This window comes from Amedibacillus dolichus DSM 3991 (genome assembly GCF_000154285.1).
Classification (GTDB): Bacteria; Bacillota_I; Bacilli_A; order Erysipelotrichales; family Erysipelotrichaceae; genus Amedibacillus; species Amedibacillus dolichus.
This window is the reverse complement of the sequence record NZ_DS483478.1, coordinates 125,002-147,777: the sequence shown is the minus strand read 5'-3', so window position 1 is coordinate 147,777 and position 22,776 is coordinate 125,002. Positions and strand designations below refer to the sequence as shown.

Here is a 22,776-nt window from a genome sequence, read left to right as displayed (position 1 = left end):
CCTCGCTATTTCTTCAATTCGTCCTTTAGCTGTGTGGTGCTGATTCCCTCGGTACGTGGCAAATATACGACCTCGCAATACTCCTTTAAGAAATCAAATTTTCCTTTCCAATCATCGCCCATAACAAAAACATCGACATTGTACTTCTGTACGTCCTCCACCTTTTGTTCCCAACACGTTTCCGGGATCACCTTATCCACATAGCGAATTGCCTCTACGATTGCCATGCGATCAACATCTTTGATCTGGCATACCTTCCCCTTACCAAGATTAAATTCATCACTGGATACCGCTACGATCAGCTCATCTCCTAATGCCTTGGCACGCTTTAATAAATTCAAATGTCCGATATGAAACAAATCGAAGGTTCCATACGTAATTACTGTTTTTTTCTTTTCCATCATTCCATCTCCTATTTTTTTGTCTTTATGATACGTTTTTCAAATTTCGTATCTCGCTGTTGCTTCTTTTCCTTCTCACTCAACGCATTATAAGCATCAACATAAGCCGAGTAATGCTCACATACGGTATTAATATCGCCTAGCTCCTTCAGCTCTCCGCCTTCGATCCACATGCCTGTATGGCAGAAGCTTTTGACCTGAGAAAGCGCATGCGAAATAAAGAAGATCGTTTTTCCTTCTTCATCACGCAGCTTTTGCATACGCTTCATACATTTTTGCGCAAAGCCCTTATCGCCGACAGACAATGCCTCATCGACAATAAAGATGTCCGGATTTAACGCCAACGAAATGGAAAATCCAAGTCTTGATTTCATTCCACTGGAATATTTCTTAACCGGCTGATACAAAAAATCCCCTAACTCCGCAAACTCAATAACACCTTGCTTGATTTTTTCTACCTCTTTTTTCTTTAAACCCAAAAGAGCTCCCTTTAATTCGATATTTTCCTCACCGGTTAATTGGGCATTCAAACCGGTATTGATCGCAATTAACGCCTGTTCACCATTTACGATCATTTCACCGCCATCATGATCGCTGATACCCGCCAAAATCATCGAAAGCGTTGATTTACCGGATCCATTTGTTCCCAAGATACCGACACAATCTCCTTTTTTAATTTTAAAGTCAATTCCCTTTAAGGCATAAAACTGTTGATTGCCCTGCTTCTTTCCCTTCTGTTTCAAACGATAGATTTTCGATACATCTTTCATAACTACCGCATATTCATCATACGCATTCTTATTCTTCAACATCAAAAACCCTCCTTAGATCAAATCAATCAGTTTCTTTTTAAACTTATACATCAGCATGCTTCCAATAACAAGCATCGCAATTACCACAATCCAAAAATACAGTCCTAATAGTGGGTGGGCAAGCGGGCCTTTGCCAAAGAAAACAGAATCTCGATATCCCTGCACGATGTAAAACACCGGATTGAGCTTCATCACAAATTCCACTAAGGGAACCTTTGCCCAATAGGATACCGGAAACAGCACGCCGGATAAATACAGCAGCATGCGCATCAAGGAGGTAATCAGCTTTTTGACATCACGCCAAAGCATCGTCAATACAGAGGTAATCAACGCAATCGCTTCCACCAAAGCAATCGCCGCAATCATATAATAAAGAATACCCAACCAATGAAGCTTGGGAAAATAACCATATAAAAACAAAACAACAAGTGCAATCGCAAGCATACAGAAATGATTAAACAATTCCTTAAGTACCACCGTCATCGGCAAAACACTGATCGGAAATTTCATTTTAGTAATTACATTTACCTTAGAAAAGATAGCACTGCACCCATGCACGATACAAGGCTGAATATACCACCAAGCACAAAAGCCGACAACAACCCAAGGCAGATAAGGGATTCCTTCCATATCTCCACGTCCCATGGCTAAACCAAATACCAAATAGAAGGTAATGATTTGAATGGCAGGAGATGCAAAATTCCAAAATATTCCAAATTTGGAATCTCGCATTTCACCAAGCAGTTCATATTTCGCAATACAAAAAATTCGATATAGGTTCGTTATATTTTCCTTTAATACATAACGGATACTTTTCAACATACCGCTCAACTCCTTTGCATATAAGCATACATATATAAAAAAACAGGATAAACCTATTTTATTATACATCATGAAATACTCCTTGCCCACTTATTTATGCGCTTCATCTCTTAAAATTATCTTAAACAATACAGCAGAACAAAGAAACAGCCTATGTGTAGGCAGCAAAACAACAAAATCAGGAGCGTAAAAGCCGATCGTAAACAAAAAGCCATACTGCCCGATTTCCTTTTATCAAACGGTGTCGATATATAAATTCTTTACAAAATTGTCAGAAATTAAGTAATGCCTCTTGTTTTAGGGAATGATAAAATGAAAAGGCAACATACGTCATTTGCGATCCTTTTCATTATCTTACGATTGCAAAACAGAAAGGAATTACGGATAAAATGGGAATTGATAAAATAAAAAAAATACTGTATATCCTATTTCATATTTTATTCAGTATTACCTTTACAGGTGTATTCTTCATTGTGATCAAGCATCAGGAAAGCAGTACAGATAGAATTTTGATGTTACTTTCCACAGGCTTTTTTATGCTGCTCATACTTTTCCTGTATTGGTTTATCGTAAAATCCCGCTGCTGCTTCCCCATAAATAAAAAAACAATCGGTATCCTGTTTGCTGTATTTTTCTGCATTCAGCTTGGATTGGGAATGCTGCTGATGGTCAAACCGAGCTGGGATTTCGGTCATGTCTTTGATGAAGCCGTAGCTTTAACAAAAAACAATAGCTGGGAAATTTCAAATATCCGTTATTTTTTAAGATATCCCAACAATCAGTTTTACTTATTAACCTTAACCTTCTTATATAAACTGCTGTCAATCTTTCACATCGGCAATTATATCGCTGCCGGCATTCTGACAAACATTGTACTGACCGACATTTCCTTAGTTATTCTCTGTCTTGCCGTAAAAAAGCTTTGGGGCAAAAAAACCGCTGTATTCGCTTTGCTGCTATCCTTTCTATGCCCTGCCTATATAACGTATTTACCGATCTTTTATACCGATACTTTCCCCTTGCCCTTGATGAATACGATTCTGCTTCTGTATATCGTAATTTTAAAGGAAACAGACAGAAAGAAATTACTGGGCTATGGCATTCTGCTCGGTTTCTCTGTTTTTCTCGGCTTTGAACTAAAGGCAACCGTAGTCATTGTATTGATAGCCGCAATCCTTCATGTATTCTTTGTTTCCGGCATCAAAAAAACTGCTGTCATCGCTGTTTCATGCCTTGCCTTTTTCGGCAGCATCAAAATTTACGACTATGCCTTTGAAAGCTCCAAGATGCTTGATGATTCACTCTACGATACATACAACTATCCCTATACGCATTGGGTCATGATGGGGCTGAGAAATCCGGGCGGCTACAATGTGCATGATTATAAATTTACCAAGTCCTTCCCTACCCGCCAAGCAAAAACAGATGCAAACATTGCACAGATCAAAAGTCGAATTGCGGAAATGGAATTTAGCGGAATGCTGGATCATTTGAGTCAAAAGATTCATTATACTTGGGGAGACGGAGCGTTTTTCAGTCAGAAGCTGTTGGAGCGAAAGCCATTGACACAAGGAGTTGTTCGTGAAATCGTCACCGAGCACGGAGCCTATTTTTCCGTTTATCAAATCATCGTAAACGGTATCCAATATGCCATAATTCTTTTATTGAGCATTTCCGGATTGGCAGGCATTTACAAAATAAAGCATGATGGGGAAATGGACTTCATAAGCTTTATAAGGCTATCCGTATATGGCTTATTTGTATTTCTTTTGATTTGGGAATCAAAGTCCAAATATCTGGTTAATTTCCTGCCTTTTATTTATTTTGTGGCAATCGACGGTATTCGATTTATATTCGATAGGAAAGAAGGAATAAAGTATGACACAATTAGGAATCGTAATTCCTTGTTACAACGAGGAAGCGGTATTCAAGGATACCCTTGCACAGTTAAGCGAACTGATGCATGACCTCATAGACCGAAAAATCATTGCACAAAACAGCTTTCTTTTGTTTGTGAATGACGGCAGCAGCGATACAACCTGGGATTTGATTGAAGCCGCCTGTGCAAACGATCCGCTTTGCAGAGGTATCAAGCTGGCAAGAAATGTCGGACATCAAAATGCACTCTTAGCAGGATTGCATCATGTAAAAGATCAATGTGATGCCGCCATCAGTATCGATGCCGATTTACAGGACGATATCAATGTCATAGAGGAGATGGTTCGTAAATATGAGGAAGGCTGTGAAATCGTCTATGGCGTGCGCAGTGAAAGAAAAACCGATACCTTCTTTAAAAGATTTACCGCACAGAGCTTTTATAAATTCACTCGCTTCATGGGTGTAAAGCTGATATATAACCATGCCGATTATCGCTTGATGGGAAAAAGAGCATTGCAGGAACTTGCGAAATATGACGAGCGCAATTTGTTTTTACGCGGCTTGACCTCCCTGATCGGATTTAAAAGCGATTGTGTGTATTATGCAAGAAAAGAGCGCATGGCAGGAGAAAGCAAATATCCGCTAAAGAAAATGATCAGCTTTGCCTTTGACGGCATTACCTCCTTTAGTGTTAAGCCGATTACCTTCGTATTGTTTTTAGGCTTATTCATCGTTGTATGCTCTTGCTTCGCTTTCATATATATCCTAGCCTCCTATTTCTTCGGCTGGACAATTCCCGGGTGGTCCTCCATCATGCTCTCCATTTGGTTTTTAGGAGGCGTACAGCTGCTCTCCATCGGTCTTATCGGAGAATACATCGGGAAAATCTATGTGGAAGTGAAAAGACGTCCTCGCTATGCGATTGAAAAGCTTGTTGGTGAACATGATGATGCAAATATTTCATAAGTATAAAGAAATGATTTTGTATATATTCTTCGGAATATGTACCACAGCGGTAAATATTATCGTATATTATATCAGCTTTTATTTCCTTTCCTTAGGTACTTCCATCAGCACCATTCTCTCTTGGCTGCTCTCTGTTATTTTCGCATATCTTACAAATAAACTTTGGGTCTTTCACAGCAATGCCGTATCAAAGGGTTCAATCATAAAAGAAATTATATCGTTTTACGGTTGTCGTCTGGCAACCGGTATCTTAGATCTATGCTTCATGATAATTTTTGTTGATTGCCTGCATTTCAACAATATGCTGATGAAGATACTTTCCAATGTGGTAGTGATAATATTGAATTATATCTTCAGTAAGTTTTATATTTTCAAGAAATAGTTTTATTTGATATATCCATGTATTCACAAAAGAATATCTACATATATTAAAAACGATGACTTACGGGTTAAAACATTGATTTCAGCCTTATAATCATCGTTTTCATTTAGTTTAAAGCTTATATGTAATAATAAAATCATACTCTTTTCTTTATTTATCCAATGATATGCCATAAGAAGCCAAGAGCTCTTTTTTATAAATTTCCTTTGCTTGTGCTACGGTCATAATTTTGCATTTCACACCTTCATTTAATTCCTCAAACTCTTTTTTCGTAGTTTCGGCATCGTTAATATCACTATGTAAGAAGCCTCCCTCATTGACCCGTACTACCAACTCATCGTCTTTCAAACCGGGAAACAGATTCTTATTCAATGCTTTTAACGTAGTGTTTATTTCCTTTTCCACTTCAAGCTTTTGCAATCTCTCTGCCTCTGTTAACATTGCGGTAATAAATAAAGCCGAGATACCTAATACGAATATCATACTTAATTCCTTTTTCATAACCTTTATCTCCTTCACTTACACAGCATACCGTTATGAAAACAATTATAATTTAAAAACAATTCTCATGATGCTTTTTCTTCTCATTTAACATCTCGTTATAGCATTGCACCAATTCTCGTTTATAAATTTCCTTTGCCTCTTTTACAGTCATAATTTCACCCTTAACATCTCCATTTAACGCCTCAAATCCTTCTTTCGTAATTTGAGGATTAGGGTTTCCATCATATAAGAAGCCACCATCATTTATGCGTACCACAAATTCATTATCTTTCAATCCGGGAAACAGTATTTTTTCATATTCCTCTAATTCAAGCTTTCCAAGCTTCCCAACCTGTTCACATTTTTCCAAATTTACCGACTTAAGCTTACGAATGACTCCGTCAAATCGTTCACCAACCAGTTGGTGTAAGTTCTGTTGATCGACTGGCTTGGCGGAAATCGTAGTGATTGCTAAAGCTGCCAAACCTAAGATAAATACCGAACCTAATACCTTTTTCATAGATCCTTTTTCCTTTTCATAAACTCTTATTTCTCCATAACTTATTTAACGCTACCTTCATAAATAGTATATCACATAACTATAAAAATTTTTAAATCTAAAAGTTCATAATCTTACTATATTCGCTTACCTAAAAAGTGAAGGAAACAGAACTTTTACGTTCATAACCTCCACTTTTTTTCCATTTTCATAACAGGATCATTTCCCCTTTAATTATTCATTATACTCCTCTATCAAAGCTTGTCGTAACGATTGTTTATAAATTTCCTTTGCTTCCTTTCCGGTTACGATTTCGCATTCAACACCATTCACTTCCTCATGGTATTTTTTTACAGATTCGATATCATCAATGCTACTACTTAAGAAACCTCCGTCTTCTTTTTCATGCACTAACAACTCATCATCTTCAAGTCCCGGAAACACCTGTTGTTCAACAGCTTCCAAGTAAGCTTCTAATCTGACATTGTTAATAGCACTCGGAAATTGGTTTCCCACCTTTGAATACAATTCGTTTTCACTCGTTTCTTTTGCCGAAAGCATCGTCATCGGTAAAGCTAAAAGAGCGAACATCAATACTGCACTAAATACTTTTTTCATAATATTACCGTCCTTTCTCCATATCGAATTTTACATAGTATGTAAAGTAGGCTGAGTGTGATAAGTTATTCAAATAGATCTAAGTCTTTCCCATTCAAACAACCATGTGTATCTCCTCCCTTACTTGAATGGCATTCTCTCAAAACGAGTATGCTATTCATAAACATTAGGACTTATCCTACATACACAGTATATCACGTAAGCACAATGGATAAATTTCACCTTAAACAAAAATCCGACATTTTAAACACAAAAGCTATTCAAAATCACATTATTCGATTCGCTCGTTTGTTTTAGCTTGGAAAATAAGAGCAATTCTCATCTCTTGATTTTTGTCATTATAACGATACACAGAATGAATATTATTGTTATGGATAATCTTTTCCAACACCTTATTACCGACAATTTTTTCCGTTTCATCAGCTATCGCAGGATATATGAATTGAAATACGATTTGCGAGTAATGATCTTCTGACAAAATATAAATCACACTTTCAGAAAATGATTGACAAGCGTTGATGCCTATATTCAGAAGCTCTTTAAACAGATTATATTCATCGGTTGCTTCTTCAAACGGAAGCTCTATACATTTTAATTTGGTGCTTATCTGTATATTGGAATCCTTTAAGGTTTGAAGATTATCGGTAATCAACATATTCAAGGTATAGGATTGCGAATACATCGAATTAAACTCATGAAAGACACTTGTAGACAGATCCTCTAATGCTTCTTCCAATACATCATATTGTTGATTCATAATGTTCTTCTTCATATCGGAATAACGATGAAGCAATGAATGTAATAAATTGAAATGATTTTGATAATACTGTTTATAAAGTAAAATCTGTTTTTTCAGCTCCTCTTTCTTTTATTCCTCTTCCTTAAGCTTCAATTTCATATTTTGACTTATTTGAAATTTAAAAAATATGAAAATAGTAATTATATTCGATAGCATAAGCGACAGTACAGTAAACATGACCACTTTGTCATTTTCTACCATAAAAAAGTAATTCGGAATCGAAAACAATAAAAACACAGTAGGCACAAGCACTACCAAAATCAGCCATGAATATTTAATGGGTTGAAGAAAGGAAATCTTTTTTTGAAATTTCACATAGAGAACAGATAGAAGAAAAAAGACGGTATCGGATATCAATAATGATATGAAATTTTGAAGCGGAACATATACATAAAAATATTGGGATTGTAACGATATGCTCATGATAAGCATAGATATAAAATCCCCGATTACCGTAAAAAGCAACAGGACACAAGCAGTCAAAATACCCGAAAACAGCGGCATTTTATATAACAAAAGAAGCAGTGCTAGAAAACACATCAAGGTAGCAATTACGAAATACTGAGGCTGTCTGTAAAAGCTTGCTAAAAATGCAAATACTAATATACCTGTAAGTATAAAGCCATTCATAAGCTTATTATGAAATCTTGGGGTGTATAGATAAAAGCCTACAAATGCTACAATTAACAATTCAGCTATTAACGAAAATATCAACGATATACTCATGATACGATCCTCGGTAATAATGCTATATATTTTTCTTCAAAATGCTTTTTCATATTTCTCGATAATGGAATATTTTCTCCATTCATCAGTAATATATCCTGATTGGAATAGGCGCTGATATAAAACAAATTAACGATGTATGCTTTGTGTACTTTCTCAAAAATCGTAAGATCCAGCTTTTCTTCCCATTCTTTTAAAGTATAGCGTGTAGCTAATATTTTCCCGTTCTTAAAATGAATTCTGGTTTTACGGTCATATACATCAACATACAAAATATCGGTATATAATATTTTTGTTTTCGATAAATTTTCATCATAAAACCCACTATACTTTATTTGAAACAAATAGAGCTCATCTTCCATTTCGGTATTAAACACCACCTCTTGAATGGGTTTTAAAAAGTATTGATCTGCACGTATCCTATAACCGTCAATCAAATATTTTTTATAACGTGAAGTAATGATCACACGACAGTTATGACGTATCTTAAGTAATCTTTTTCCGATTTCTATTCCGTTTTCATCATTGATTTCAATATCTAAAAATAAGAAATCAAATTCATCAATATGCGTAAAGAGATACTCTGTTGATTTACATATTTCAACACTGTAATCAACAGACATTTTATTAAAAAAATCCGCTAATAGTCGTTTTAGATGATTAACATCTTCAATACAATCATCGTAAATTATGATTTTCATCAATTTGTCCCCCCTTTTCAAATAAACGAAAGAACCACCTCTCTTACACCTTACGATATATCCGTAGAAATAGCAAATTACGATTTCTTAAGAAATAGCTTTTGCGATAATATTAAAAAATCGCATGATGTTGTATCATACGATTTCTTGTTTTATAAATCAATTTCGGTTTTTAAATCACGAAGCATCAGCCTTTTCGCCGATTCACTTGGTTCTGCACCTTCAAATAATACACGATATATTTCACTTACGATCGGCATATCAATTCCCATCTTCTCCGCTGTTTCATGCACTGCCTTGGCTGTTCGTACTCCCTCTACCGTCTTGGTATTGTTATCCCAGAAGTATTTGGCACTGTTATGCTTTCCGATTTCATAACCTGCTTGGAAGTTTCTTGAATGCTTGCTTGTGCAGGTAACAATCAAATCGCCGATTCCGGTCAATCCCATAAATGTTTCTTTGCGTCCGCCCATCGCCATTCCATAACGTGTCATTTCCATAAGTCCACGTGTGATAAGCGCTGCTCTTGTATTATCTCCATAACCTAAGCCGGATAACACTCCACTGGCAACCGCAATCGCATTTTTAATCGCTACACCGACCTCACTGCCGATTTCATCATTGCCGGTATATACACGCAAATACTCATTGGAGAAGGTTTCCTGTACGATTTTCGCATCTTCTTCATTTAAAGATACCGCACAAATCGTTGTCAGCATGCGAATAACTACTTCCTCTGCATGACTTGGTCCAATCAGTGAAACTACGCTACTTAAATGCTCTTCACTGATATTTTTACGAATGACACAGGACATACGTTCAAAGGTTTCCGGGTGAAATCCCTTGGAAGCATTCACTACAATCGTTTTCTTATTCAACAAAGGATCGATTTGTTTACATACACTTTCTATCGCAATCGTAGGTACGCTTAACAACACGATATCCGCTCCTCGAACAACCTCGATATCTGTTGTTGCACGTAAGCTTGAATGAATTTCCACGTCATCGAAATATTTTGAATTGCGATGATTCTCATTGATATCCCTGATTTCTTCCGCACAGTTTCCATAGATGGTAACATCGACTTGATTATCACATAAAACCTGTGCCAATCCGGTTCCCCATGAACCACTGCCAATTACTACGACCTTCATATTATCACTGCCTTTCTTGCATTGACAACATTATACACATCTTAGCGCTATTGTGCAAATCTTATTCCTTGCCCTTTTTCGCTCGCAGCTTATGCTCCAACAGAACACCGCCAAAGGCAGGGACATCAACACGAATGCTTTGTTCCTTGGCATTGCATTCCTCTTTTACACTCTTATACTTTTTCAATTCATGAACATTACCACCATACATTTCCGATTCGGTATTCAGTATTTCATGATAAACGCCCTTCATCGGAACACCGAAGGCATGCGCATCGTAGCGATTTGGTGAGAAATTCAAGATAACGATATAAATACCTTGCTCGCTCTTACGCATATAGCTAAACAAATTTTGATCGGCATTATCCGCATCGATCCACTCAAAGGACTGCCAATCGTAATCATTTTCATACAATGCCGGGATACTTGTATAAAGCTTTCCTAATCTGGCAAAATAGCGATTAAAGGCATCATGGATCGGATAATTCAAAAGTGTCCAATCGCATTCCTTCGTTTCGTCCCATTCACGAAAATGTGCCAATTCATTCCCCATGAAATTTAACTTCTTTCCCGGGTGTGTAAACATATATAAATACAAGGTTCTCAGCTGTTTAAACTTTTCCTCATACGTTCCCCAAATTTTATCCACGATCGTCTTTTTGCCATGAACAACCTCATCATGTGAAAATTCCATGATAAATTTTTCGGAATAGAAATACGCCATGGAGAAGGTTATATCATTATGATGCCATTTACGATAAACCGGATCCTTTTCTAAATATTTCAAGGTATCGTTCATCCAGCCTAGATCCCATTTATAATCAAAGCCCAATCCTCCATCGATTGTCGGAGCTGTTACCTTTGGAAAATCGCTGGAATCCTCCGCAATCAGCATTACACCCGGATAGCTATGATGCAAATTGTAATTCATACGCTTGATGAAATGTAAAGCACCCTCATTCTCGCCTAAATCCTTATTGCCATGCCAATGAATAACATTGCTGATGGCGTCCATGCGCAAACCATCGACATGGTATTTATCAATCCAAAAACTTGCGGCAGACATTAAGAAGGAGCGAACTTCCTCACGCCATAAATTAAAGTTTGCAGTGCCCCATTGTGAATCGGCATCTACCGCCTTTTCATATTCATATAAGGGTGTTCCATCGAAATAAGATAAAGAAAAGTCATCACGTACAAAATGTACCGGTACAAAATCCATAATCACTCCAATGTTCGCCTTATGCAGCTTATTGATCAGCGTTTGTAAATCACGTACGCTGCCATAGCGACTGGTTGCACTGAAATATCCACTGCACTGATATCCCCATGAACCATCAAATGGATATTCGTTTAGCGGCATCAGCTCGACATGAGTAAAGTAGTGAGCTTTTAAATAGGCTATCAATTCATCGGCAATTTCCGCATAATTCACCCATTCCTGATCACTGTTTTTCTTCCAAGAGCCAAGGTGCATTTCATAAATATTCAAAGGCTTATCCATATTGATACTACGCTTATCAAGCCATTTTTGATCGCTCCATTTCATCGCATCTAAATCGGCGACAATACTTGCGGTATTGGGACGAAGCTCCGAATAAAAGGCATACGGATCCATTTTATCCACTACACGTCCGGTTGCCTGTGTAACACGATATTTATACATATCGCCCTCACATACACCGGCAATAAAGATCGACCAAACTCCTCGCTCGTCCTTACGCTTCATTTCATGTCCTTCACAGCTCCAATCATTAAAAGAACCGATTACCTGTACACTTTGCGCATGTGGTGCATAGGTTGTAAAACGTACGCCCTTTTTATTTCTTTCCACACATAAATGAGCACCAAAGATTTCATACGCATGGATATCATTTCCTTGATAATATTCTGTTAATTTCAACTGTTTCATCTGACGACCTCCCGTCCTATCTCTATCTTTTATTTTACCTCATTTGCACGATAAAAAATAGTGTTTTTCCTCGCTTATATAAATTTTTGTAAAGGGTTACATCATTTACCTCATATTAGCAGCTTACAAGCGAAAAAAGGTGAAACCTTTACGTTCCACCTCATCGAATTACTTAATTAAATCATCAATTGCCTGTTGATAAGAAAGTGTCTTTTCATGAGCATCTTCTAAAGAGCTTCCCTTGATACAATAGTAGAATTTACACTTCGGTTCGGTACCGCTTGGTCGAATCGCAATCCAGCTGCCATCTGCCAAGTAATACTTCAAGACATCGGATTTCGTAAAGCCGGTTAATTCAAATTCCTTTCCGTTTTCCACCACACGACATTCCTTATAATCCTCAAAGCGTACAACCGCACTGCCACCTAAATCTTGCAGCTGTGTTTTACGTAGGGTTGCTAAAATCTCTTGAATACGCTGTGCACCTTCCTGCCCGGCAAGCGTCAAGGATTTTTGACTTTCTTCATAATATCCCAATTCGGCATATAAATCATACAGCACATCAACCAAGGTCTTACCTTGTGCCTTGTAGTAACAAGCTGCCTCTGCCAACATCAAGCATGCCTGCGGAGCATCTTTATCACGTACAAACGGCTGAATCAAAGAACCATAACTTTCCTCATAGCCAAAGACATACTGTTTTTCATTGGTTGCTTCATATTTCGCAACTTTTTCCCCGATAAATTTAAAGCCGGTCAGCGTTTTTTCCGTTGCCACTCCGTATTTATCCGCAATCTTTTCACCAAGATCACTTGTTACAACGGTATTAAACATTACCGGATTTGGAGGCATTTGATTCTTTGCCTTTAATTGAGAGAAAATATATTCAATCAAAACCGCACCGCTTTGATTACCGGTCAATAGCTTATACTCTCCATGATGTTTCACTCCGACACCCATACGATCGGCATCGGGATCACATACTAAGATAATATCCGCAGCTTCACGCTTTGCATATTCTAATGCCAATTCATACGCTCCTGCTTCCTCCGGATTCGGCGTTGGTGTATTTGAAAAATCCGGATCCGGAGTGCATTGCTCCTCTACTGCCACAAAGTGATAGCCGGCACGTGTATACACCTCTTTTACCGGAATGTTCGCAGTTCCATGCTCCGGTGTAAAAATAATCTTTACATCGTCTTTTGCGATTTGCGGATTTAACTGAATACCCAATACCTTTTCATAATAGGCTTCATCTACTTCCTTACCAATCACATGGATCAGCTGTTCTTGTTCAGCAGTCGGATTGGCACATAACGCAAGTTCATCTTCCACCGCATTGACACGTTCAATAACCTGTTCAGCCAAATGAGGAACCAACTGACAGCCCTTTTCATCATATAGCTTGTATCCGTTATACTCCTTTGGATTATGCGATGCCGTTACCATAATTCCCCCGAAGCAATGAAAATAACGAACCGCAAAACTTAGTTCCGGCGTCGGACGCAGACTTTCAAATACATAAGAGGTAATATCGAAGGTTGCTAACATCTTCGCACTGTCCATGGCAAATTCATAGGACATGTGTCGATTATCATAACCAATTGCAATACCGCGCTTTTTTGCTTCCTCACCATGTGCACAAATATATTGTGCAAAGCCGGCATTTGCCTTTCGAATGGTATGCAGATTGATACGATTGGTTCCCGGACCTAAAAGTCCTCGCATACCTGCCGTACCAAATTCAATCGTTGTATAAAACGCATCGTTTTTCTCCTTCTCACTCATATTGGCAAGAACCTCTTTATAAGAAGGATCTAAATTCGGGTGATGCAGCCATTTCTCATACACTTCATTTACCATATTCAATCATACTCCTTTTCCCATATATAGTATCTTTATTATAGCACACCCAAAGCAAAAATACTCTTTCTTCCAAGAAAAATGTAAGCGATTTCTATTTTATCTGATTTTTCCCTCACATTTTTATCATTTCTTCGATTTGTAAAAGAAAAAGGAGTCTAATGACTCCCTTATCCCTCATTTTTAAAAATTAACCGATGATTTTCTGAGCGCGTAGTACTTCTTCGATAGAAGCGATAGCTGAGTCTTCATCATCTCCATTACAAGTGATTGTAATTTCTGACTGTGTAGGGATACCTAATGACATAACACCCATGATAGACTTCATGTTAACTTCGCGTCCCTTAAAAGAAATGTTAACTTCACATTTGAATTTGCTAGCTGCGTTTACTGCAACAGTAGCAGGACGTGCGTGTAATCCAACTGGATCGATTACAGATACAGTAATTTGTTTCATTTTCTATTCCTCCTGAAATTTACTTTTTACAATACTTATTTTACCCCATTTTAATAACACTTACAATCTCATTTTCATATTTTTTAAAGAAAATTTGCCTTAAAGCATACAAAAAAGGAGGTTTTGTAAAAATAGCGTTTATAACCGCTTTACTTCCTTACGAAGAAAATCATCGACATTGACAACCTTAATCCCTGCTTGATGGCATAATTGCACAAAAACACCATTGTCGTTAATCAAGCGTCCTTGAAAGCTGCCATCATAAATCTTGCCACAGCCACAGCTCGGACTACGTGGTTGTGTAATTACTACTTGAGCATTTGCCTCTTGGATTTGCTGTAACGCCTTATGCGCACCTTCCACATATTCCCTTGTGCAATCCCTGCCGCTTTGACTTATCACTTTTTGTTCAACGATCTCACAGCATTCACGAGGAATCGAAAGACCACCCAATACCTCCGGACAAACAGCAATCCATTGCTTATCCTTTAAAAATGAGCATAGCTCCTTATGCAAATTATTTCCTCCGCTATACTTACAATTTTCACCTATTAAACAGGCACTAACCGCATACATCATCTTATCAGGCAATGCGTCCTTCCTCCTTTCCAACAATATCCTTTTCATGCACAACTACTAACATCGCTTCGATTCCATTTACCATTTCCTCCAATGTCATGCACGCATCTTTTAGCGGATCATCAACCTGTGTATCCATTGCCGGTACATGCACAAATCCTGCACGAATCCCCAAAGCACTGTAAGCATGTAAAACTCCATACATTACATGATTGCATACATACGTTCCTGCCGTATTGGAAATCGCTGCTCGAATTCCTTTTTGGCGAATTGCCTCCACCATACGATAGATTGGTAAAGTAGAAAAATATGCAGCCGGTGCTCCTTCAACAATCGGTGTATTGCATAGCTGAATACCCGCATTATCCGGAATGCTGAAATCATTCACATTGATTGCGACTCGTTCAACCGTAATTCCTTCTCTGCCACTTGCCTGTCCCAAACAAACAATCGAATCCGGTAAATATTGATTTACAGCTTGTCGGATACATTCTAAGCTTTTATAAGCAACAACCGGAATGGTGATTTTAACAATTTCATGCCCTGCAATAGTTTGCGGAAGTCGTTTTAAGATTTCCTCACTTGGATTGATGTGATCCTTACCAAAGGGTTCAAAACCGGTAACCAAAATTTTCATAGTTCCTCCTTTACAAACACAAAGGTCGTATCATTTGATAATTCCGCATGATATTGATAACCATCATACGCAAACTGTGTAAGCTCCTCTAAATTTTCTACCTTATGCTTTGCCATAAAATTAACCATACGTCCTCTTGCCTGTTTTATCTGTGTGGAGCGTGTGATGAGCTTATCATTTTCTTTGATATAGAAAATAATATCTATAAACCTTTCTTTCGATATATATGAGCGAACGCTTTTATCATATTCCTTGCTGGCAAGATTGATAATAAATTCCTCTTGTGGTAGCTCCTTTGCTATCGTATCCTTCCAAAAGTCATATAAATTTTTACTATCCTCTGTAACGAACCTGCTCTGCATTTCCAAGCGATATGGATAAATGGAATCACTTGGACGAACAATCCCATAAAAACCGGATAAGATACGCAAATGATGATTCAAATACTGCCATTCTTCTTCACCTAACTGCTCTATTTGCATGGCTTTAAATTGAATGCCATCATAAGCATCTAAAGCACAAATTCCTGCTTTATCAAATCGCATATTCGCAAAGCGTTCTACATTTTGAATAGCCAGTTTATCGTTGATTTTCATTAGCGATTTCATTTGTAAAACATCCATCTGCATCAGATGCTTATGCAATAGCTTCGATTTTTCCAATAAGACGGGCAAGCCTTGTGGTGTATGCCTGCGCTCCTCCTTCATTGTCTTTGCCGGGGATATTAAAATATACATCAAACCATACCTCTCTATTTCTATACCTTCTTTTCTATTCTACCATACTATTCGCTATGATTTATGCTTTTTGTATCCGATCGTATGTTTCTATCCAAGTCGGATAGATCTTACTTTGCAAATCAGAAAACTCCTATCATATTGCACATATAGCATTTTTCTTACAAAAAAAGCCGATAGGCATATTACCCATCAGCAATTTTCTATTTCTCTACTTTATCTTAATACATTCCACCGGCAGGCATTGGAGGTAGTGGAGCTTCCTTTTCTTTAATAGAAGCAACACCTGCTTCAGTCGTTAAGAACAAGGCGGAAATGCTTGCGGAATTTAATAAAGCACTTCTTGTTACTTTGGTTGGATCAATAATGCCTTCCTTAAACATATCTACCCAATTACCGTTTTTCGCATCGAATCCGATATTTTCTTCGGCAGCCTTTTGCTGTTCTACGATTTCTTCTGCATTATATCCGGCATTTTCTGCAATTTGTGCAATCGGAGCTAATAAGGCGTCCATAACCACCTTAATACCCTTTTGAACATCAACTACTTCAGATTTCAATTCATCTTTCAATGCCATATAAGCCTCTACAAGTGCAGCACCACCGCCGATAACGATACCTTCGGCGACAGCAGCGCGCGTAGCATTTAAAGCATCTTCAATACGCAGTTTCTTTTCTTTTAATTCACTTTCGGTTGTTGCGCCAACCTTGATGATCGCAACACCATTGCTTAATTTACCAAGACGCTCTGCATAACGCTTCTTATCATAGTCGCTCTTGCAGTTTTCCATCTGCGCTTGGATTTCTTTTACACGTGCATCAATGATATCCTTTGCACCATTACCACCGATCATGGTTGTATTGTCCTTTGTAACAACAACCTTTTTTACAGTTCCCAAATCTTCCAACTTCATTTCTTTTAGATTCATGTTCAAATCCTTAGAGTAGAAGTTAGCACCTGTCAGAATTGCGATATCCTTCAAAATATCCTTCTGATTATCGCCAAAGCCTGGTGCCTTTGTTGCAACTACGTTGAAAGTTCCACGCAGTTTATTTACAACCAAAGTAGAGGTTACTTCATTTTCAATATCATCAGCAATCAACAATAATGGTTTGTTGGTCTGTACGACCTGTTCCAATACAGGTAGAATTTCCTGTACATTGTTAATTTTTTGATCGGTAACTAATACATACGCATTTTCCAATTCGGCCTGCATTTTTTCATGATCGCTTACCATATATGGAGAAACATAACCTTTATCATACTGCATACCTTCACTGATTTCAAGCTCGGTATCAAAACCATTGGATTCATCAACAGAAATGACACCGTTTCGTCCTACCTTTTCCATTGCTTCCGCAATAATCGTACCGATTTCTTTATTTCCACTGGAAATTGCCGCAACACTTGCAATATCGTTGCTTGTTTCTACTTTACGGGATTTCTCTAAAATATGCTTTGCGACTTCCTTGCTTGCATATTCGATTCCTTCTCTCATCAAAACCGGATTTGCTCCTTTTTCTACCTGACGAAGCCCGTTGCTGATCATGCTTTGTGCTAAAATCGTTGCGGTTGTTGTTCCATCACCTGCGGTATCGTTGGTTTTATTAGCAACCTCATACACCAATTTTGCACCCATATTTTCAAATTTATCTTCCAATTCGATTTCTTTTGCGATGCTGACTCCGTCATTGGTAATCAGCGGTGATCCGTATTCTTTTTCCAAAACAACATTGCGTCCCTTTGGACCAAGTGTAACGCGTACGGCATCTGCCAATACATTCACACCATTCAGCATAGCTGTTCTTGCATCTTTTGAAAAACGTACTTCTTTTGCCATTTTCTTTACCTCCTATTTTTTTAATCCAATACTGCTAAGATATCTTCATCTTCAATAATAATATATTCTTCTTCCTCTAGGTTTACCTTTGTGCCAGAGTATTCTTTATATACGACCTTATCATTTACGTGGATATCGGTTTTACTATCCGGTCCGATGGCTACTACTGTTGCATAGCTTGGAACATTTTTTGAATTATCCGTTAAAATAATTCCGCTTGCTGTCGTTGTTTCCTTCTCTACTTTTTCCTTTTTTAGAATAACGTTGTCATGTAATGGTTTTAACATATAGAAACTCCTCCTTTATATTTAGCACTCATGTTACCTAACTGCTAACATCTACTATTATACTCATTTTTAGCACTTTAACAAGAGGATTGCTAATATTTTTTGATTTATTTTTTCTCACTTATGATTTCTTTGACTAGGAAGGATAGTTTCATCGCCTTAATATTAAACGATAATACTATAGAGAAGATATATTTCTTTGTAAAGCTCGTACACTCCAAGTTTGTTCAAGCGTTTCTTTTTCATAGCAATCTCTAGCACTTCTATCATTTGCTTGCAATAAAACTCTATAATGTGATCAATTTCGTAAAACATCGGATTGTCTACACACTTTGTCGACAATTTGCGGAAACGTTTGTTAAAACTTTAAAAAGTGATATAGCTTAACACGATCTTCTCCATTAAAAGCTTCTTTCACAATACGATAACCAATCAGCTAGTTACCATATACCAAAGCAACTTTTAGTGCTTGATATGCACTCTTTTGAGAACTATCCATAATATCTTTCATATCCGAGATATATCCTTTGTTTTTTCAAATTCGATGATTCCGTTAAATTCTAATAAAAATCCACCTATTTAACCTACCTCCCCTATGTTTTTTTGATATTCGTATTTTTTACTATTTAAGCTGTTTCATTGATATTACTATATCCTATTTTTGATGAAAAAAAATACGACAAAATTTTGTCGTACTAGTGTAAATGTATCATTTTATAAAAATGATACAAAACTATGCAGATTATTTATCTGCATAATGAAATCTGCATGCCAGGATATAAACAGAGGTTTCATCTATTTTATAAACAAGTCTATCTTTGTCATTTATTCTTCTACTCCATAAACCTGACAAATCTCCTCTTAACTGCTCAGGCTTTCCTAACCCTGAATTTCCATTTCTTTCTATATCCTGTATCAACTTATTTATTTTTTTTAATGTTTTTTTATCTTCATTTTGCCAAAATAAATAATCCTGCCATCCGTTTTCCGTAAAAACTTTTTTCATAACTTAATCCTTGATGACTGTCTTACCTTCTTCTAACTGTCTTTTTGATTCCATGAGCCAATTGTAGTTCGATTGGTTAGATGTCAGATAAGCATTTTCAATTAAATTATTATAAGTTTCTTCTGAAATAACTACTACATTTTTGTTTTCTTTTCTAGTGATGACCATTGTTTCGTAATCATCAGAAACACTGTCAAAATATTTTTTCATATTTTGTCGTAAGGTACTGTAATTAATTGCAATCATAATATCCTTCCTTTCCTCTAATCGGATTATAGCGTACAATATCCTGTACGTCAATATAGTATATGCAAGTCTATAAAAAAGTTATTTAAATATTATCATTCTATGCATTCTATATTTATTATTCACTAAATAAAAAGCTCATTATTATATGTTTACATCACTGATAACGAGCTTTTTCAATCTTTAATGAATTCAAATTTTATTATTTATTTTTCATATGAGGAATTATACTTATATCCTGATACAGTGTCCTGACGTTCTCCGTCTTTATACTCATATGCCGGAGAAATATCAACAAGTAAAAACTTATCTCCTAAACTTTTATTATCTATTTTCAAATCTGTAATTCTTAACATATTCATTTCATCCTTTCAATTTATTAAAAAGTTAACTTAAACATAAAATTCTTCCATAGTATCTAAGCACAAACATGCTAACATACCATTTTCAAAACAAGCACCACAATCAATTGCTATGAAATTATTTTTATAAAATATTTCAGGTTTTCCATTAATACCTAATGTTGGAGTGTGACCTACAACTACATATTTATTAGGGTCTGTAAAGTATGGCATATCCCAATCAGGACGTTTCCAAACAAAATCATTTACATCATATTCATCTAGTGATTTTTCCTCACTAAAATCGCCTAATCCAGCATGTACCAAAAGATAATCTTTACCATTTACTGTTACTTCTTCATATGCAGTAAACTCCATTAAATATTCAATGATGTCTTTTTGTTCTTCTTTACTTAATTTTTTAAATTCTTGAATGGTTTGGAATGCTCCATTATTCATCCAATCAGATAATTTCATAAGTGCTTCTTCATCAAAATTATCTAATAACTCATTTGTAATTTCTTGTGTAATAATATTAAAGCAATCTGCCATCATTAATTCATGATTACCAAAAATACCAAATACATTAGGTCTTTTCATCATATCTTTTAGTATTTTCATAGAACCATTAGCACGATCAACTATATCGCCTAATATATATAAAGAATCATTTTCTTTTAAGTCAATTAAGTCCATCATTTCAATATATTTATCATACATACCATGAATATCGCTCATTACATAAATCATTGTTAATCACATCCTTTTTACCAACCATTATTCACTATAAGGACAATATAAATAATAAACATCTTTAAAATTATATTTTATAAATTTTTCCATTTCTTTAACTCCTTCAAGATGAGTACTATGTATATATATTTCTCGAACCTTTATATTATTTTGCTTCATATAAATTAAAATATCTAAGCCTGTTTCTTCACCCCCTAAGTCATAATCCAAATTAATTGTATCAATATCTTTAAACACGGATAATAACGTTATACATTGCTGATATGTGCGTACACAATTATACCCATATTTTTTTGCAGCACTGAATGTTCTCTTATCATCAACAAATATTTTTTTCATAATTTCACCACTTTTCTTAGTTAATTTGGATATAGAAACGATTAAATTTTTCTAATGATAAATCTACTCCACACATGGTTTCTTCTTCTATTTCAAATACTTCATCATATTCAGGGTAAGCACCACAGCGATTAAAGAATAATGATTTTTCTTCTGTAACATAGTTATAGAACACAGTAATTCCAGTTTGTTGATAAAATTCATCTAATTTTCTTCTATCGCTTGTGATAGGTATTATTTTTTTAAAATCTTCTTCATTTATATTTTTATATTCACTATTTATTTTTTCCTTAATATAGTTAAAGTCATAATCTATAAACTTATCTTTAACTGCTACAGCAAAATAATCTCTTTTATCCATGATATCCTCCTTATATACTTTCTTTTACTTTAATTATCTTATATATTAAATTTTCAAAGAACAACCACTCACCTCTTTTCGTAACAAATTATATACGTTTGTTGTATATTTGTCAAGCATTAATTTACGTTAGTTTCAAACGATTAAAAAATAGTGCTTAATGCACTATTTTTATTTCAATGTTTTTATAATTAATTTACTTCTCAATGTTATTGCTTTAATACTATTTTCTTCCATTTCTTTCGTATATTCAGGAATATCAGGAAATAATATTTTCTGATTATCTAATAAAAATTCAACTGATTTCAAACTACTAAGTCCTCTTTTATCCCTTATTCTTTTTTGAAATATAGAATCATTATTCACTTTATCTAGCATGTCTTTTAAATCAACAATAGTTAAATCTAATCTATCCTTTATATTTTTTCCTGAACAAGTCTTACTATTTAATTTTCCCCTAAACATATTATAGCGAAATGGAACTAATATCATATTTTTTAATGTGTGAGTGTATTTTGCTCTTTCTTCTAAAGCTTTTAAGCATTCAATTTCTTCATCACTTAGTTCTAAACCGTTAAATGAATCAGATACCAATGTATAGAAATAATAAAATTTGAAAGGTTTATACCATCTATCCTCTTTGTCTTCCGGCAACTGAAATGATTTAATATAATTTTGATACCATGTTCTTCCAAATCTTTTTACCAACACTTCTCTAAAAAAATCTCCTAAATCATACATTAATGAATTTGCTGTATCTGTTTCTAAATATAATTTTGTACCATCATCCAAAAATACTATTACAACACGTTTTGAACTATAATATTCTTTTTTTTCTAAATTAGATTTACATTCTATTTGTTTAACGTTTTTTATTGTTTTAAGCTTATTTGTTAAATAATCAAAAACTGGAGGTGCTATATCTCCGTCATCAATATATCCATGAATATCAAAAGCTCCAGCCGTTCTGTACAATAAAAACTTTTCTAATTCACTTTTTTCTTCATCGTAGATAAATAAATCTTCCCAGTACTCTATATTATCTGAAATAAATGATAAATATTTTAGTTTTCCTTCCTCTAAACTTTTTTTTAGTTTTGAACTATCAACTAATACATATTTTTTTAAATCTTCCATAAGACTACCTCCTGTTTTCATACATATTATAATAACAAC

The 22,776-nt window shown here is 35.7% G+C and carries 27 protein-coding genes; 3 read left to right on the top strand and 24 right to left on the bottom strand.

The features are described from left to right. Positions 1-5 precede the first annotated feature (5 nt). From tagD to EUBDOL_RS10150, 3 genes are read right to left on the bottom strand one after another with little or no spacing between them, the layout of a single operon-like run. Complete coding sequence (gene tagD / locus EUBDOL_RS10160) at positions 6-401, bottom strand: glycerol-3-phosphate cytidylyltransferase (RefSeq protein ID WP_004800871.1); 396 nt, start codon at positions 399-401, stop codon at positions 6-8. 11 nt (positions 402-412) lie between these two features. Then, positions 413-1,213: an ABC transporter ATP-binding protein gene (locus EUBDOL_RS10155; protein ID WP_004800870.1), complete on the bottom strand. Its 801-nt coding sequence runs from the start codon at positions 1,211-1,213 to the stop codon at positions 413-415. A 12-nt stretch (positions 1,214-1,225) separates the two neighbouring features. Next, positions 1,226-2,035 carry an ABC transporter permease gene (locus EUBDOL_RS10150; RefSeq protein ID WP_040463856.1) on the bottom strand — a complete coding sequence of 270 codons (810 nt, stop codon included), beginning with the start codon at positions 2,033-2,035 and terminating at the stop codon, positions 1,226-1,228. 389 nt (positions 2,036-2,424) lie between these two features. Here EUBDOL_RS10150 and EUBDOL_RS10145 point away from each other — a divergent pair, with 389 nt between their 5' ends. Genes EUBDOL_RS10145 through EUBDOL_RS11960 form a run of 3 tightly spaced genes read left to right on the top strand, consistent with a single transcriptional unit; the run spans position 2,425 to position 5,261 of the window. Continuing rightward, a complete protein-coding gene (locus EUBDOL_RS10145; RefSeq protein WP_004800866.1) occupies positions 2,425-4,002 on the top strand; it encodes a glycosyltransferase family 39 protein in 1,578 nt (525 codons plus the stop codon). Next, entirely contained in the window at positions 3,914-4,879 is a 966-nt protein-coding gene (locus EUBDOL_RS10140) for a glycosyltransferase family 2 protein (protein ID WP_040463812.1), read from the top strand. Before EUBDOL_RS10145 ends, EUBDOL_RS10140 begins: the two co-directional genes overlap by 89 nt. Further along, the gene (locus tag EUBDOL_RS11960) at positions 4,830-5,261 is read left to right on the top strand and encodes a GtrA family protein (protein ID WP_407636354.1); all 432 of its coding nucleotides are present in this window, start codon (positions 4,830-4,832) and stop codon (positions 5,259-5,261) included. Before EUBDOL_RS10140 ends, EUBDOL_RS11960 begins: the two co-directional genes overlap by 50 nt. A 150-nt stretch (positions 5,262-5,411) precedes the next feature. Here EUBDOL_RS11960 and EUBDOL_RS10130 read toward each other — a convergent pair whose 3' ends face one another. The 21 genes from EUBDOL_RS10130 to EUBDOL_RS10030 form a co-directional block, all read right to left on the bottom strand. Continuing rightward, a complete protein-coding gene (locus EUBDOL_RS10130) occupies positions 5,412-5,762 on the bottom strand; it encodes a hypothetical protein (RefSeq protein WP_040463809.1) in 351 nt (116 codons plus the stop codon). 52 nt (positions 5,763-5,814) lie between these two features. Next, positions 5,815-6,264, bottom strand: coding sequence for a hypothetical protein (locus EUBDOL_RS10125; protein ID WP_004800861.1), 450 nt, complete (start codon positions 6,262-6,264; stop codon positions 5,815-5,817). 213 nt (positions 6,265-6,477) lie between these two features. Further along, entirely contained in the window at positions 6,478-6,861 is a 384-nt protein-coding gene (locus EUBDOL_RS10120) for a hypothetical protein (protein ID WP_004800860.1), read from the bottom strand. 271 nt (positions 6,862-7,132) lie between these two features. Next, positions 7,133-7,618 carry a hypothetical protein gene (locus EUBDOL_RS10115; protein ID WP_040463808.1) on the bottom strand — a complete coding sequence of 162 codons (486 nt, stop codon included), beginning with the start codon at positions 7,616-7,618 and terminating at the stop codon, positions 7,133-7,135. A 764-nt stretch (positions 7,619-8,382) separates the two neighbouring features. After that, a complete protein-coding gene (locus EUBDOL_RS10105) occupies positions 8,383-9,087 on the bottom strand; it encodes a LytR/AlgR family response regulator transcription factor (protein WP_004800857.1) in 705 nt (234 codons plus the stop codon). Between the two features lie 152 nt (positions 9,088-9,239). After that, on the bottom strand, positions 9,240-10,241 hold the full coding sequence (locus EUBDOL_RS10100; protein ID WP_004800856.1) for an NAD(P)H-dependent glycerol-3-phosphate dehydrogenase: 1,002 nt from the start codon (positions 10,239-10,241) through the stop codon (positions 9,240-9,242). Positions 10,242-10,302: 61 nt separating this feature from the next. After that, positions 10,303-12,153, bottom strand: coding sequence for a 1,4-alpha-glucan branching protein GlgB (gene glgB, locus EUBDOL_RS10095; RefSeq protein ID WP_004800855.1), 1,851 nt, complete (start codon positions 12,151-12,153; stop codon positions 10,303-10,305). 168 nt (positions 12,154-12,321) lie between these two features. Beyond that, positions 12,322-14,016, bottom strand: coding sequence for a phospho-sugar mutase (locus EUBDOL_RS10090; protein ID WP_004800854.1), 1,695 nt, complete (start codon positions 14,014-14,016; stop codon positions 12,322-12,324). Positions 14,017-14,206: 190 nt separating this feature from the next. Continuing rightward, positions 14,207-14,473, bottom strand: coding sequence for a phosphocarrier protein HPr (locus tag EUBDOL_RS10085; RefSeq protein WP_004800853.1), 267 nt, complete (start codon positions 14,471-14,473; stop codon positions 14,207-14,209). 138 nt (positions 14,474-14,611) lie between these two features. Further along, positions 14,612-15,064, bottom strand: a complete 453-nt coding sequence (locus tag EUBDOL_RS10080) for a DUF523 domain-containing protein (protein WP_226811780.1) — start codon at positions 15,062-15,064, stop codon at positions 14,612-14,614. Further along, entirely contained in the window at positions 15,057-15,689 is a 633-nt protein-coding gene (pcp, locus tag EUBDOL_RS10075) for a pyroglutamyl-peptidase I (RefSeq protein WP_004800851.1), read from the bottom strand. The genes EUBDOL_RS10080 and pcp overlap by 8 nt, the downstream gene beginning before the upstream one ends. Then, positions 15,686-16,426 carry a peroxide stress protein YaaA gene (yaaA, locus tag EUBDOL_RS10070; protein ID WP_004800850.1) on the bottom strand — a complete coding sequence of 247 codons (741 nt, stop codon included), beginning with the start codon at positions 16,424-16,426 and terminating at the stop codon, positions 15,686-15,688. Before yaaA ends, pcp begins: the two co-directional genes overlap by 4 nt. Positions 16,427-16,647: 221 nt before the next feature. Next, positions 16,648-18,267, bottom strand: a complete 1,620-nt coding sequence (gene groL, locus EUBDOL_RS10065; RefSeq protein WP_004800849.1) for a chaperonin GroEL — start codon at positions 18,265-18,267, stop codon at positions 16,648-16,650. Positions 18,268-18,287: 20 nt separating this feature from the next. Continuing rightward, positions 18,288-18,554, bottom strand: coding sequence for a molecular chaperone GroES (locus EUBDOL_RS10060; protein ID WP_004800848.1), 267 nt, complete (start codon positions 18,552-18,554; stop codon positions 18,288-18,290). Between the two features lie 742 nt (positions 18,555-19,296). Then, a complete protein-coding gene (locus EUBDOL_RS10055; protein ID WP_004800846.1) occupies positions 19,297-19,560 on the bottom strand; it encodes a Txe/YoeB family addiction module toxin in 264 nt (87 codons plus the stop codon). 3 nt (positions 19,561-19,563) lie between these two features. Next, positions 19,564-19,806, bottom strand: a complete 243-nt coding sequence (locus EUBDOL_RS10050) for a type II toxin-antitoxin system Phd/YefM family antitoxin (RefSeq protein WP_004800845.1) — start codon at positions 19,804-19,806, stop codon at positions 19,564-19,566. A 206-nt stretch (positions 19,807-20,012) separates the two neighbouring features. Beyond that, on the bottom strand, positions 20,013-20,162 hold the full coding sequence (locus EUBDOL_RS11505; RefSeq protein ID WP_154645862.1) for a hypothetical protein: 150 nt from the start codon (positions 20,160-20,162) through the stop codon (positions 20,013-20,015). Positions 20,163-20,198: 36 nt separating this feature from the next. Then, positions 20,199-20,897 (bottom strand): metallophosphoesterase, encoded by a 699-nt coding sequence (locus EUBDOL_RS10045; RefSeq protein ID WP_004800843.1) that lies wholly within the window; start codon positions 20,895-20,897, stop codon positions 20,199-20,201. A gap of 27 nt (positions 20,898-20,924) precedes the next feature. Beyond that, positions 20,925-21,239, bottom strand: a complete 315-nt coding sequence (locus tag EUBDOL_RS10040) for a cyclic-phosphate processing receiver domain-containing protein (RefSeq protein WP_004800842.1) — start codon at positions 21,237-21,239, stop codon at positions 20,925-20,927. Positions 21,240-21,255: 16 nt separating this feature from the next. Beyond that, on the bottom strand, positions 21,256-21,600 hold the full coding sequence (locus EUBDOL_RS10035) for a hypothetical protein (protein ID WP_004800841.1): 345 nt from the start codon (positions 21,598-21,600) through the stop codon (positions 21,256-21,258). 171 nt (positions 21,601-21,771) lie between these two features. Then, on the bottom strand, positions 21,772-22,737 hold the full coding sequence (locus EUBDOL_RS10030) for a hypothetical protein (RefSeq protein ID WP_040463807.1): 966 nt from the start codon (positions 22,735-22,737) through the stop codon (positions 21,772-21,774). Positions 22,738-22,776: the final 39 nt, after the last annotated feature.